Genomic DNA, 13,574 nt, shown 5'->3' with positions numbered 1-13,574 from the left:
AAACCGGCTTCCCCGCCTGATTCAATGCCGGAGCAGGAAGAAAACTCCTGCTCCGGCCTGCAATCAGTACCTCCAGGAAACCGTCAGGTTGGCGTTGGCCGGCTCTCCGTAAAAGCCCTGGGCCGAGGCGCCGAACTTCTTCAGGCTCTCGATGTATTTCTCGTCAGTGACGTTGTTCACATTGAGTGTGGCATTCCAGTTGCGGGCAAAGTCATAGCTTGCCATCAGGTCCAGAACGGCATAGCTGCTCTGCTCGGTGACAATCGTGGCCCCGGCATTCGGACCAACCGTGGCAACACCCTGATCCTGACTGATCCCTGACTGCCAGCGTACCTGACTGCCCAGCTCAAGGCCGTTCACACCAGGCACTTTCCAGGTACCGCGCAGTTGCGCCAGATGCTCCGGAATAAACTCCCGTGTCGAGTGTCCATCCGCATCTTCGATATTGACCCAGGCATACCCGGCAAACACCTGAATGCGATCAGTCACATCACCCACGAACTCCAGCTCAACGCCTTCACTGCTGATTCCGTCAACGCCACGGTAGAAGGTATCCACACCGTTCTCAAAAGTACCTGCGGCCTCGGCCAGGTTCTCCTGTTTGGTCCGGAAAATGGCCGCAGTTGTGTGAACGCGGTCATCAAGGAACTCGCTCTTCAGACCCAGCTCATAATTCACGCCATCAATCGGATCCAGACGATCCCGATTGATGTCCTCTTCTGTTTGCGGAGTGAATATCTCGGTGTAGCTGGCGTACACGGAATGGTTGCGGTTGAGATCGTAAATCAGCCCGGCATAGGGGGTGTCAATTGCGTCATAGCTGGTGTCTTTGCTATTGCCGTAATTGGTACCCTCGGAATCCAGCCAGGTCAGCCGCACACCGGTGATGGCCGTCAGGCGATCCGTCAGTGACCAGCGGGAGGCCAGATAGGTGCTGATTTCCTTGTCGGTCCAGTCGGATCCATCCACACCCGCATCGAACGTCGGCTTGGGATAGTTGCCGTCCCACTCATCCAGCGGCGGCAGCGGATCTCCGATGCCCTGGCCGTAGCGTGATTCATCATCGGTTTCCGAACGTGACCAGGTTGCCCCCAGAACCAGTTCATGGGTGCGATTGGCCAACTGAAAAGGCCCGGTGGCATAGGCATCCACCACCAGCTGCTCTACGTTCAAGTCATACTGGCTGGCGTAAGCCATCAGCCCCTCGCCGGTTTCCCGGTCGGGCACACCAAACTGATAGAACAACTCGGATTCGCTGTCCTTCTCAAGGCGTAGCACCGACCCCCTGGCTTGCCAGCCGGCACCCAGCTGTTGCTGCAATTCAATGAAGCTGTTGTGATTGGCATTGTCCCAATAGGACCAGTCCGAGGCCGTGCTGGTGGAGCGCTTGAAGTCCGTTGCCGATCCATCGGTGTAGAACAGCGGCAGGGCTCCCCAAAGCGGGCTGTCAGTATCAGAGGTTTGAGTTGCATGCCCCAGAGTCAGCAATGTGGTGTCGGTGATGTCAGCTTCCACCACACCATAAAACATCTGTTTCTCGTTGCTGTAGCGGTCGAGATAGGAATCCCGATCCTGGTACCCCGCGACAACACGACCACGCACCTTGCCAGACTCAGATACTGAACCGGACAGGTCACCAACAATACGCCGATTGTCCCAGGAGCCTCCGGTCACAGCCACGGAGGCCTGTGTGTCCGCCGTGGGTCGTTTGCGGATGAAGTTGATCGTGGCTGACGGGTTGCCAGAGCCGGTCATCAAGCCGTTGGCACCACGGAGCACTTCAATCCGGTCATAAAAAGCGGTATCCAGGTCGCCCTGAACATTGTCATAAACCGCAGGCAGGCCCACGCCGTCGTATTGGAAGTTGTTGATATCAAAACCACGAGCGGTGTAATAGGTGCGGTCCGTTTCTACCGATTCGACAGTTACCCCGGTCGCGCCTTCAAGCACGTCGTTCACATCATCCTGACCAAAATCGTCCATCTGCTTGCGTGTAATGACCGTCACAGCCTGCGGAGTTTCCCTGTGGGACAGGTCCATTTTCATCGCAGTGCTGGTTGTACCGGCTTTGTAGCTACCGGTGGACTCAGAAGACTCCGCTCCCCTGTCTGCGGACACCTGAATGGCATCCAGTGTGGTGGTTTCCTGCTCCTGGGCGACGGAAAAACCAGGCAAGCTGGCCCAGAGGATGGCACTGGCCAGTGCTTTGCGGCGAAAGCCGGTGGTCGGGGACTGCGGCATGACTTCTCTCCTGACTCAGAATGATTACAAACGGCGCATATACTAATGCGAATCATTATTATTTTAAACATCAAACAATAATTAATTCTGAATAGACTGGGCTCGTTTTTACAACTCGCACCTGAGCTTGAGAGTGCTACCCTGAAGAATGCCCCCCGGTAACGCACAGAGGACAGTCATCATGGTCGAATTATTCAGGTCGGCAGCAACATTGACACTGGGCGTGGGTATGTTGGGATGCTTTCCCTATGCCGCCCTTGGCGACACATTTACTTCGAACAAGGCAAACTTCAGGCTGGAGACCATCGCCACTGGCCTGGCGCACCCCTGGAGCCTTGCCTTCCTGCCGGACGGCTCGCAACTGGTGACCGAGCGCAACGGTCAGCTGCGGCGCATCCGCGATGGAAAGTTGCAAGATACCCCCATCGACGGCTTGCCCGAGCTGGTGGTGTCCGGCCAGGGCGGCCTGCTGGATATCATCCTCCACCCCGACTTTGAACAAAACCGCACCCTCTTCCTCAGCTACGCCCACAAAATAAGCCGGGAGGGCATGACCACCCGCGTTGCCAGGGCAACCCTGAACGGGGACCAGCTTGAGGATGTGGAGGTTATCTTCGAAGCCATGCCGCGGGGAGACACCGCCCGGCACTTCGCCGGTCGCATGGCATTTGATGCTGACGGCAACCTGTACGTGGCCGTGGGCGATCGGGGCGAGATGGATCGCGCGCAGAATACCGATGACGACGCCGGCGGCGTCCACCGCATCACCACCACCGGCGACCCTGCTCCCGGCAATCCGTTCCTGGGCGATTCCGCCGTCAACGATACCTTCTTTACCTACGGCAACCGCAACATCCAGGGCATGACCATTCACCCGGACACCGGTGAAATCTGGAGCCACGAGCACGGCCCCCGGGGCGGCGATGAGATCAATATCATCCGCGCCGGCCACAATTTTGGCTGGCCCAGGGTGACCTACGGAATCGACTATTCTGGTGCAACCATCTCTGGCAAAACCACCATGGAGGGCATTACCGATCCCCTGCACTACTGGGATCCGTCCATTGCCCCGTCCGGCATGGCGTTCTACACCGGGGACCAGTTTCCGGAGTGGAAGGGTGACCTGTTTGTGGGCGCTCTCAAGATGCAGAAACTGGTTCGTCTGAGCATTGAGGACGAGGAAGTGACAGAAGAGGAAGACCTTCTGGAGACTCTCGGTGAACGTATCCGCGATGTGCGTATGGGGCCGGATGGCGCGCTGTGGCTGCTGACCGACTCATCCAATGGCAAGGTCTACCGGGTGGTGCCGGCCCGGTAACCGCTTGCGGTTATCAATGGGGATCGTTGGTTCTTTCGGTCTTCTCGAACTGGGGAATGTCGTCGGTAATTTCGAACCAGTCGGATTTGGAGCCCACGAAGACGTGTTGCGCCGGTCCCTTGCCAAGCGGTTCGTTGATAACGCCGACACGTAACCGCAAGATGCCGGGTATGGCGTCCACACGGCTGTACAGGTGACTGCCACAACGGCCGCAGAATGCGCGATATTTGCCGGGACGTGATTCGTACTCCCGGACCTGGTCTTCGCCACTGACGAAACGAAAGCGAACTTTCTGCACCGGCGCACTGGCGGAAAAAGCACTGCCGTGGGCACGGCGGCACTGGCTGCAATGGCACAGGGCAACCGGCCCCAGGGGACCTTCGTATTCAAAGGTGATGTCGCCGCATAGACACTGGCCGGTCAGCATGATTTGCCCTTTTGCTCCGCGCTGCTGCTGTGATAGCTGATTGGGTTACAGGGCCGCCATGATACCTGCGGGCCACTTGAAGAACCAGTACGCGGACACCACATTAAAGACACAGAATTCGCAAAGGAGGACACCATGTCATTCAGTGCACTTCCAAAGATCGGTATGGGTACTTTTCGCCTGAAAGGCAATGACGCCAGAGACGCGGTCAAGAGCGCCTTATCCCTTGGCTACCGCCATATCGACACCGCCCAGATGTACGAAAACGAGGCGGAAGTGGGCGATGGCATTGTTTCCAGCGGCATTCCCCGCCGCGAAATTTTCCTGACCACCAAGATCTGGTACGACAAGCTCCACGCCAGTGACCTGATCAACAGCCTCCACGACAGCCTGGCGCGGTTGAAGACGGATCACGTGGATCTGGCATTGATTCATTGGCCCTCCCCGGGAGACGAAGTACCTATGTCCGAGTACCTGGGCGCGTTGCGGGATGCCCGGAGGGAGGGACTGGCCGACCACATCGGCATTTCCAACTTTACCTGCGCCCAAATGGATCAGGCGAAAGACATACTGGGGGATAGCCCGATCTTTACCAATCAGGTAGAGGTTCACCCGTTCCTCAGTAATCGCAAGGTCATAGAGCACGCCCGGGAGCTTGGAATCCCGGTAACAGGCTATATGCCACTGGCGGTGGGCAAGGTCATGGAGGATGACACCCTGATCCGCATCGGCGCCGAGCACAACGCTTCTCCGGCGCAGATTGCCATTGCCTGGATAGCCTCGAAAGGTGTGGCGGCCATCCCGTCCTCCACCCGGTCCAGGCACCAGAAGGCCAACCTGGATGCCTTGAAGATCAGGCTCAGTGAGGAGGAGATCGCCGCCATCGATCAACTGGACAGGAACGAACGCATCGCCAATCCCGGGTTCGCTCCGAACTGGGACTGAACGGTGAGGTTAGCCGGCTGCGGTGAACTCCGCCATGCGCCTACGCTGGGCCGCATCGGGCAGACGGCCGTACATCGCGCCGGTATTCTGCTCCATATGGCTGACTTTGGTTGTGGCCTGAACCACACAGGTGACGGCGGGGTGAGCCACGATGAACTTCAGGAAAAATTCCGCCCAGTTCCGACAACCCGCTTCTGTCGCCCACTCCGGCATAGCTTCGCCGCCATAGCGCCTGAACAGTGAACCGCCCCGGAAAGGCCGGTTCACAATCACACCGATGCCCCGTTCTATGGCCAGGGGCAGCAACCGCTGCTCCGCCTCCCGGTCCACCAGGTTGTAGGTCAGTTGGACGAAGTCCAATGGTTCGGACTCCATGATTCTTGCCACCTCCCCGTGCTGTCGCCCATGAGATGTTGTAATGCCGATGTAGCGAACCTCTCCGTTCTCCTTCATCTCCCTGAGCGTCTTCAGGTGGCCCTGCCAGCCCACAAGGTTATGAATCTGAAGCAGGTCAAAACCCTCTATACGCCACTTTTCCCTGGATACCTCCGCCTGTTGTCGTGTAGCGGACTGGTCGCGTGTCCAGATCTTGGTGGCGGCAAACACCCTGTCCCGGGCCTTCAACTGCTCAAGCGCATAGCCCATCACTTCGTCGGACGAACCGTACATCGGGGAGGAATCCACCAGCGCTCCCCCCCGGTCGAAAAACGTCTTCAACACGGCTAGCCGTTGAGCCATCGCGTCCTGATCCCCGGCCACGTCGAAGGTCTGCCAGGTGCCCATACCGATGGCGGGAATACGCTCTCCCGAGGAGGGGATGGCGCGTGTCACAGGAGACTCAGCCGCTCCAGCCGGGGCATCCGCAAACAATTGTGGCGCTCGGAGCGCCAGGATCGACGCACCCGCACCGTAAAGGAACTGCCGTCGTGATAACCCTTTTGCCATTACGCCCCCTTGAGACCTGGGACCGCGAATTACACACATACTCCGTGACAGGCAGCCCGGGAGAAGGTTCAGCCTGCGTAGGTGGCATCCAGATACTTCAGAATACGGGACGACTCAAAGAGCCCCTCGCCGGTATTGGGATCCTCCAGATACGGCACCTGCACGCGCTTGTGAACCTGAAAGAACGCGTCCCGCTTGCCACCCGGCATCGGCGTATAGGGCCCTGGCTTGATGCGCTGCTTTGCCGGACCAATCTCGGTCCAGTGCTCCTTGCCCAGATTATGAATGGTGTACGGAACCTCCAGCTCACACAGTTTTTCCCGAACCAGGCGGGAAAACGGGCTGCCCTCAAAGCTCCAGAGGTGCAACGGTTGCTGCGGCGCTTTCGCGGGTGTAGCTCTCAGCCCCCGCAGGGCACTGGCGGCGGATGCCAACGAACCGAGAGCCGGTTGGTAGGTTTTGCTCCGATAGAAGCCAGGTACCGATCGGTTACCGTACTCACGGAACAGGTAGGCCACGATGGCCTCGGACTCATACATCACCGTGTCGGAATTCTCGTCCACCAGCAGAGGAAACTGCTGCTTGCCGCCGACAGCCTCGGCTTCCGGCCGGAACCGCCTTCCCCCTTTCGGGCATGGACGAATCTCAGCGTCCAGATTCAGCGCAGTCAGCGCCTCCCGCACCCGGCGGCAGTAGGGGCAGGCCTCGATGTCATAGAGTACAAGCGGTTTCTCCGGTTGCTTCCCTTGCTTCACGACCAGGCAACCACGCCATGCCGCCAATGATGAAGTGGCGACCGAACCCAGCACGTTGACGTTATGGACGAACAAATTGGACATGGTTGATGCCTCCCTGACGAAATAAGGTTGGCCGTCATTATCACTCAAGCAAACAAATTTCCATTGGCTCGCGGAACCCGGTGTCGTGTTCATACCGCGCACCTTAACTACCTGATTCCAAAGGGACCTTACAAGGCTTCACAAAAGTGCAATATAAACAACGACTCTACTGGCATTTTTTAACGTCATGTATAGGTTTTCCACATAGTATGATCCGCAAAATTGGGCTATTGTTATCCAATAACACACGGATGGGTCCGGCCATGCTCACGTCAGCGATACTTCGCTCAAGACAATCTATTTCCCGTTGCCAGCATACGTCGCCTGATCGCCGCCCTGGTCTGCGCGCGCCGACAACGTTTGTCGCCGGCGCTGCCGCCCTTGCCCTGGCTTGCAGCCCGGTTGTTCTTGCGCAGGATGTGGCGACCGGGTCTGAAACCAGAACCTGGAGCAATCAGGTCAGGGATTACGCCGTTGAGTCGCTGAGTAATGACAATGCCCTGAGCATGGCAGCCATCCCTCTCAATGGACCGGGCATTGACCAGTACATCAATGCCGATGCGCTGATGAGCCCCGGTTCAATCATGAAACTGGTCACCACTTACGCAGCCCTGGAAATACTCGGCCCCACCCACCACTGGGATACCGATTTCCTGACGGATGGTCAGCTCACCGGCAACACCCTGGACGGCAACTTCTACGTCAGGTTCGGAGGCGACCCCAAGCTGACCCTGGAGCGGCTCTGGAGCACCCTGCGGGAACTGCGCGGCATGGGCGTCACAACGATCAATGGCGATCTGGTCCTGGATGGCGATTACTTCGAAATTGCAGGCGGGCTGCCGACATTCGACGACAACGGTAACAACCCTTACGCTCCCTTCCTGGTGAAGCCGTCCGCAGTACTGACTAACCTGAACCTGATCCACTTCCAGGTTCGTGCCGACGAGCGTGGCACCCAGGCCTGGAGCGCCCCGGCCCTGAGTGAAGTGGTGATAGATAACCGGGTAACCGCAACCGCTGAAGGCCCCTGCCCTTCCCGCCGCGGCTTTACATGGGAGCCGGTGTTCCACACAGACCAGCGGGTGACAGTCCGGGTAACCGGTGAGCTGCCCCAGGGCTGTCGCACCACCGCTTACCTGTCACTGCTGCCTCACGAACAGTACACCGCATCGCTGATCCGCTCCCTGTTATCGGAGATGGGAATCACCCTGGCCGGCGATAACCTCACCGGGACCACCCCTGACGATGCCCGCCTGATGCTCAAAACCACGTCACCGGACCTGGTCACCATGGTGCGGGATATCAACAAGTGGAGCAGTAACGTGATGGCTCGCCAGTTGTTGTTGACGATTGGAGCGGAAAGCCGCGTCGAAGGCGAAGACGATGACCGGGTCGCCGGGATTCGCGCAATTTATGAATGGCTGGAAAACAAAGGGGTGTCCACTGCCGGCATGGTAATCGATAACGGCGCGGGGCTGACGCGCCATGGCCGGATTACTGCCCGTCAGGGCGCCCAGATCCTTCAACACGCCTGGAACAGTCCGTTTTCCGCAGACCTGATGGCGTCCATGCCCCTGATCGCGATGGACGGAACCATGGCCAGGCGCCTGCGGAATGTCGGCATGGATGGCCTGGGCCGGATTAAAACCGGCTACCTGGAAAATGTCCGTTCCATTGCCGGTTTCACCCGCGATGAAAGCAACACAACCTGGGCTGTGGTCGGCATGGTGAACACCGATCCGGCCTGGAATGGCCAGGCCGTGCTTGACCGCATTCTCTATTCCCTGCACCACCAGCCTCCGGTAGGAACCACCCTGTCCAAGGCAGAAGGTGGCCCTGAAATCCGCTAAAGGGCCGCCAGTTCCCACCTTTTCTCACATTTTCTTGCCAACCTTTCATGTCGACAACAGAACTGACTGCTAATCTTATCCGTAGCACCAACAGACACTCTGGATAAGAGCGTCCATGTGCGACTCCGGATCAAGGCTGTACCCGGGAGTGTCGATCGTTCGGGTGGGGTACCTTTCCCCGTCCTACACTGGAAGGAGATAGTGCATGAACAAGCATACTTCGATGTTAACCGCTACGGGCATCATCGGCATCGCGTTGGTGATGGGTGGTTGTGCCAGTTCCGGCGAACGACCGGATGGGGAGCTTCAGACCGCCGAATCCTCAATTCAGCAAGCCGTGTCATCGGACGCCCGGGATTTCGAACCCGTCCTGCTTAATCAGGCTCAGAACAGGGTTGCCGACGCAGAAGAGCTCATTGAACAGGAAAAGTACATTGAAGCCGAACGCCTGCTGGAAAAGGCATCCGTCGATGCGCAGCTGGCCGGTGCCAGATCGGACACGGCCAAAGCGGAACAAGCCGTTGAGGAGATTAACCGCAGTATCGAATCTCTTCGTGAGCGAATCGAACAACGCCAGTAAAGGCCTCAGCTGAGTAAGGAGATAGTTATGAACACACGCAACTTGACTCTGGGCATGGCTGTGGGCTTGTCGGTCTTCATGGCCGGGTGCGCCGGTACGCCCCCGGACAATCAAAAGGTCAACGAGGCACGCGCTGCCTACGAGGAAATCCGCAACGACCCCAACGTCGCCCGTAGCGGGGACCAGCAATTAAGGGAAGCCCGTGACCATCTGGCCCGTGCCGAATCTCTGCTGGACGACGGCGCTGAAATCGTCGAAATTGAACACGCGGCTTACCTCGCCAATCGGCATGCGCAAATTGCCGGTGAACAGGGTAAGCGGGCTCAACTGCAGAGCGAAATCAATTCCGCCGAGGAACGCCGTAAGGAGCTGGAACTGCGGATGAGTTCCGCCGCGACAGACGAGGCCCGACGTGAAGCCGAACTGCTGCGTGCCCGGATGGCGGAAATGGAAGCCGAGCAGACGGATCGCGGCATGGTGCTGACACTGGGCGATGTGCTGTTTGACCTCAACCGTGCCGATCTCAAACCGGCCGGGGAACAGACCATTTCCCGCCTCGCAGACTTCATGTCGGAGTACGAAGAACGCCGTGTTCGCGTGGAAGGCTACACCGACAGCACCGGGGAGGCCTCGTACAACCAGGGGCTTTCGGAGCGTCGGGCCGAGGCCGTGCGCAATGCTCTGACGGACATGGGGATCAGCCGGAGCCGGATCGAGACCCGCGGCTATGGCGAGGAGTACCCGGTTGCCAGCAACGACAGTGCAGCAGGCCGGCAACAGAACCGTCGCGTGGAAATCGTGATTTCTGATGAAACAGGTAACATCAAACGACGGGAGTGATGGCAGGATCCGGCCAGCTACCAACAGTACGTAGCTGGCCTTTCCTTTTCTGCCGTCGGCTTATCACGTTCAGACAGTCAGGTAGCCACCGTCGGCATTGATGCAGGCGCCAGTGGTGTAACTGGAAGCATCTGAAGCCAGGTACAGCACGGTACCCGCCATCTCGCTCGGATCAGCCACCCGCTTCATCGGGATATGGGCCATGGCCTGCTTCTTGATGGCGTCGTTGGTGGTCAGGGCACTGGCGAACTTGGTGTCCGTCAGCCCTGGCAACAGAGCGTTGACGCGGATCTTCTGCTGGCCCAGCTCCATGGCAAAGGACTTGGTCATGGAGATCACGGCGGCTTTGGTCACCGAATAGATACCCTGGAAGTGGCCGGGGTTTACGCCGTTGACGGACGCCACATTGACGATCGAGCCACCGCCATTTTTCTTCATCAGTTGCGCGCCACGGGCACTCATGAAGAAATACCCGCGAATATTCACATCCACGGTTTTATGGTAAGCGCCCAGGTCGGTGTCCTCCACCGGGCCGAAGTACGGGTTTGCGGCGGCATTGTTGACCAGGATGTCCAGCCTGCCGTGCTCTTTCCCGATATGCGCCCAGATATCCTCAATCTGGTCCATCTCGCCAATGTGGCACGCGTACGCTTCCGCGCTGCCGCCGGCATCACGAATACTGCTGGCCACGGCTTCGCAGCCTTCGATCTTGCGGCTGCTGCAGATCACGTGGGCCCCGTAGTCCGCCAGCGTGCGGGCGATGCTTTCGCCAATACCACGGCTCGCGCCGGTCACCAGGGCCACTTTGCCTGTCAGGTCAAACAGCTCTTTACTCATGCATTCACCTCAAATCGTTATCGGAAGGTCACCAGGGCGGGGTCTTCCGCTTCCAGATGACTGTAATTGTTGAAAACCGCCAGGCTGCGGCGGGCGCCGGAATAGAGGATGCGCGAAACGCTGGTATTGGCGATCACGCTGTTCATCTCCAGCGCCTTGTGGTCGCTCAGGTGCAACAGGTGTTGAGCAATCACGGCAATGGGTCCGCCGGAGGTAGACACCAGGGTATCGCTACCATCGGCGTATTCGATCAATTCGTTCAGCGCCTTGATGACACGGGTACAGAAGGCCTCCCAGCTTTCGCTATACTCGTCATCGTGGTCACCACTGACCCAGCGGGCCATGGCTTCCTCGAACACCTGCTGAAAGGCACGAGCGGGCTTGGGAAAAGCTGCAAGATCCGTGGCCATCCGCTGCCGGTCGGCCCATTCCGGACGCAGCCGTTCAACCACCTGCATATGATCAAACTCGTTCAGGCCACCCACCGCCTGCATGTCCGGCAGGGCGTCGCCATAACCGCTGGCAATGGCTTCCACGGTTTCCCGGTGGCGCTCCATATTGCCGCCAAACACGGCATCGGGACGAACCTTGCCCGACAGCCAGCGGCCGAGTACCCGGCCCTGCTCCCAGCCACGGGGCGAGAGCTGATCGTAGTTGTCCTTGCCAAAACTGGCCTGTCCGTGGCGGATCAGATAGATCGTCGCCATTACAGTTCACTCGCCTCAATCAGCCGCTGACAACGCTTCTCAAGGTAATTGGCCGCGTGACCAAAGGCAGCAAAACGTTTGTCTTTGGTCTGGCCGTGGTAGAAGCGGTAATAGATCTGTTGAACAATCACCGCAAGACGGAACAGCCCGTAGATCTCGTAAAAATCGAAGTTATCGACTTTGAAACCGGACTTGTCCATGTAGTACTCCACCACTTCCTTACGGGTCAGCATGCCCGGCCGGTGGGTCGGCTGCCGGCGCAGCATCTGGAACGGGCCATCGTCGTCCGCCTCGATCCAGTACGCCAGGCTGTTGCCCAGATCCATCAGCGGATCACCAATGGTGGCCATTTCCCAATCCAGCACGCCGATGACTTCAAACGGGTTATCCGGGTTCAGCACCACGTTGTCGAAGCGGAAATCGTTGTGGATCACAACCTGGGCGATGTCCTCGGGCATCTTGTCATTCAGCCAGCTCATCACGGCTTCAAAATCACCCACATCGTCGGTGCGGGCCTTGCGGAAACGATCGCTCCAACCACCGATCTGACGTTGCACATAACCGGCGCCCTTACCCAGCTTGTCCAGGCCTGCCGCTTGGGCATCGACCCGGTGCAGGTCGACCAGCTTGTCGATCACATTGAGGCAAAGCTTGCGGGTATCGGTTTCGCTCAGCTCAAAGTCCTTCGGAAAATCCTCACGCAGGATAATGCCCTTCAGACGTTCCATCACATAGAAGTCACAACCCAGGACATCATGATTGTCACAGATGGCCACGATGTTCGGCACGTAGGGATACACCGGTTTCAGTGCATCCATCACCTTCGCCTCCCGCAACATGTCGTGGGCGGATTTGGCGATCTTGCCGAACGGCGGGCGGCGCAATACGTAGGAGCGATCGCCATAATCCACCTGATAGGTCAGGTTGGAGGCGCCACCAGGGTACTGGCGGATGTCGGGATCACCTTGCAGATCCGGAATGGCCTGTTTCATAAAGCGGTCAACGGCGCTGACGTCCAACTCTTCGCCTTCGCGGATGTCTACAGCCTGGTCGATCTGGGTCATTCAGGGCTCTCCTATCGGTTATTCAAACTTGCTGTTATTCAATACAAGCAATTCATCTGTACAGGGATCAACAACAGCGCTTACGCCTTGCTACCACCCATCTTGTTCATCCAGCGCTTACTTTCCTGATGCATCAACCAGTCAAAAGCCCACGGCGCGTGGCGCTTGAGCATCCACATGCGACGCTCCCTGGCGTGGGGCAACACCCAGAAGCTCTTGTCTTTGACGGAACGGAAGATATCCTCGGCCACATCGTCCGCAGTGATACTGGAGCGCTTCATCAGCTTGTTCACATTCTGCTGGATACCAGGAAGGTCCGAACGCATGCTGGCGGTCAGGTTGGTCTGGAAAAACGCCGGGCACACGCAACTCACATGGATTCCGGAATCCCGCAGCTCCTGACTCAGGGTCTCGGACAGGGCGATAACCCCGGCCTTGGTGACATTGTAGCTGTCCATCAGCGGCGCCAGCATAAGCCCGGCCATGGAGGCCACATTCACAAACGCACCGGAGCCCTGCTCTTTGAACTGCGGCGTAAACGCCTTACAGCCACGAACAACGCCCAGTACGTTAATATCCAGTATCCACTCCCAGTCCGCCATGGTGGTGTCTTCAATAGACCCTGCGGAGGCAACGCCGGCGTTGTTCACCACCACATCCACTCCGCCCCATTTCTTGACCAGATCGTCCCGGACCTTCTCAAAGTCGGTCAGCCTGCGGACATCACACTCCACGAAGTAACCTTCGCCACCGGCCGCGTTGATCTCTTGCTCAACGTCAACGCCCTGCTCCGGGTTGATATCGCCGATACAGACCTTGGCGCCTTCTTTGGCAAAACGCAGTGCAATTGCCCGGCCCAGGCCGCTGGCCCCGCCTGTGATAAATACTCGCTGTGTCATCTGTGTTCCCCGTCTTTTTTATCTGAATCCGTGCAAGAGTCAGCTGCGAGAGCCACTTCTGAAACACGCTGTGAATACATCC

At 58.2% G+C, this 13,574-nt stretch carries 13 protein-coding genes; 5 read left to right on the top strand and 8 right to left on the bottom strand.

Annotated features, from left to right (window positions below):
- Positions 1 to 63 precede the first annotated feature (63 nt).
- A complete protein-coding gene (locus ACJO5Y_RS15635) occupies positions 64 to 2,241 on the bottom strand; it encodes a TonB-dependent siderophore receptor (protein ID WP_406988496.1) in 2,178 nt (725 codons plus the stop codon).
- Positions 2,242 to 2,470: 229 nt separating this feature from the next.
- Here ACJO5Y_RS15635 and ACJO5Y_RS15630 point away from each other — a divergent pair, with 229 nt between their 5' ends.
- Positions 2,471 to 3,559: a PQQ-dependent sugar dehydrogenase gene (locus ACJO5Y_RS15630; RefSeq protein WP_406988712.1), complete on the top strand. Its 1,089-nt coding sequence runs from the start codon at positions 2,471 to 2,473 to the stop codon at positions 3,557 to 3,559.
- A gap of 13 nt (positions 3,560 to 3,572) precedes the next feature.
- On the opposite strand, the gene ACJO5Y_RS15625 is transcribed toward ACJO5Y_RS15630, so the two are convergent.
- Positions 3,573 to 3,986: a GFA family protein gene (locus ACJO5Y_RS15625; protein ID WP_406988495.1), complete on the bottom strand. Its 414-nt coding sequence runs from the start codon at positions 3,984 to 3,986 to the stop codon at positions 3,573 to 3,575.
- Between the two features lie 135 nt (positions 3,987 to 4,121).
- Between ACJO5Y_RS15625 and dkgB the strand changes: the two genes are divergently transcribed.
- The gene (gene dkgB / locus ACJO5Y_RS15620; RefSeq protein WP_406988493.1) at positions 4,122 to 4,931 is read left to right on the top strand and encodes a 2,5-didehydrogluconate reductase DkgB; all 810 of its coding nucleotides are present in this window, start codon (positions 4,122 to 4,124) and stop codon (positions 4,929 to 4,931) included.
- A gap of 9 nt (positions 4,932 to 4,940) precedes the next feature.
- Here the strand turns inward: dkgB and ACJO5Y_RS15615 are convergent, their stop codons facing one another.
- Positions 4,941 to 5,876: an aldo/keto reductase gene (locus ACJO5Y_RS15615; RefSeq protein ID WP_406988491.1), complete on the bottom strand. Its 936-nt coding sequence runs from the start codon at positions 5,874 to 5,876 to the stop codon at positions 4,941 to 4,943.
- Between the two features lie 68 nt (positions 5,877 to 5,944).
- Positions 5,945 to 6,715, bottom strand: a complete 771-nt coding sequence (locus ACJO5Y_RS15610; protein WP_406988490.1) for a glutathione S-transferase N-terminal domain-containing protein — start codon at positions 6,713 to 6,715, stop codon at positions 5,945 to 5,947.
- A gap of 263 nt (positions 6,716 to 6,978) precedes the next feature.
- On the opposite strand from ACJO5Y_RS15610, the gene dacB reads away from it, so the two are divergent.
- The 3 genes from dacB to yfiB all read left to right on the top strand — a co-directional run bounded on the left by dacB (position 6,979) and on the right by yfiB (position 9,985).
- Positions 6,979 to 8,565 (top strand): D-alanyl-D-alanine carboxypeptidase/D-alanyl-D-alanine endopeptidase, encoded by a 1,587-nt coding sequence (dacB, locus tag ACJO5Y_RS15605; RefSeq protein WP_406988488.1) that lies wholly within the window; start codon positions 6,979 to 6,981, stop codon positions 8,563 to 8,565.
- A gap of 205 nt (positions 8,566 to 8,770) precedes the next feature.
- Positions 8,771 to 9,145 (top strand): DUF4398 domain-containing protein, encoded by a 375-nt coding sequence (locus ACJO5Y_RS15600; RefSeq protein ID WP_406988486.1) that lies wholly within the window; start codon positions 8,771 to 8,773, stop codon positions 9,143 to 9,145.
- Positions 9,146 to 9,172: 27 nt separating this feature from the next.
- Positions 9,173 to 9,985: an outer membrane lipoprotein YfiB gene (gene yfiB, locus ACJO5Y_RS15595; RefSeq protein ID WP_406988484.1), complete on the top strand. Its 813-nt coding sequence runs from the start codon at positions 9,173 to 9,175 to the stop codon at positions 9,983 to 9,985.
- 69 nt (positions 9,986 to 10,054) lie between these two features.
- On the opposite strand, the gene ACJO5Y_RS15590 is transcribed toward yfiB, so the two are convergent.
- From ACJO5Y_RS15590 to ACJO5Y_RS15575, 4 genes are all read right to left on the bottom strand, one after another.
- A complete protein-coding gene (locus tag ACJO5Y_RS15590; protein WP_406988482.1) occupies positions 10,055 to 10,822 on the bottom strand; it encodes an SDR family oxidoreductase in 768 nt (255 codons plus the stop codon).
- A 17-nt stretch (positions 10,823 to 10,839) separates the two neighbouring features.
- Entirely contained in the window at positions 10,840 to 11,529 is a 690-nt protein-coding gene (locus ACJO5Y_RS15585) for a histidine phosphatase family protein (protein WP_406988481.1), read from the bottom strand.
- A complete protein-coding gene (locus tag ACJO5Y_RS15580) occupies positions 11,529 to 12,593 on the bottom strand; it encodes a phosphotransferase family protein (protein ID WP_406988480.1) in 1,065 nt (354 codons plus the stop codon). The genes ACJO5Y_RS15585 and ACJO5Y_RS15580 overlap by 1 nt, the downstream gene beginning before the upstream one ends.
- Before the next feature lie 80 nt (positions 12,594 to 12,673).
- Entirely contained in the window at positions 12,674 to 13,492 is an 819-nt protein-coding gene (locus ACJO5Y_RS15575; protein ID WP_406988478.1) for an SDR family oxidoreductase, read from the bottom strand.
- Positions 13,493 to 13,574 lie beyond the last annotated feature (82 nt).

The organism is Marinobacter alkalisoli (genome assembly GCF_045449855.1).
Classification (GTDB): Bacteria; Pseudomonadota; Gammaproteobacteria; order Pseudomonadales; family Oleiphilaceae; genus Marinobacter.
Note: the sequence above shows the minus strand (reverse complement) of the source record. Positions and strands in the feature narration are given on the sequence as shown.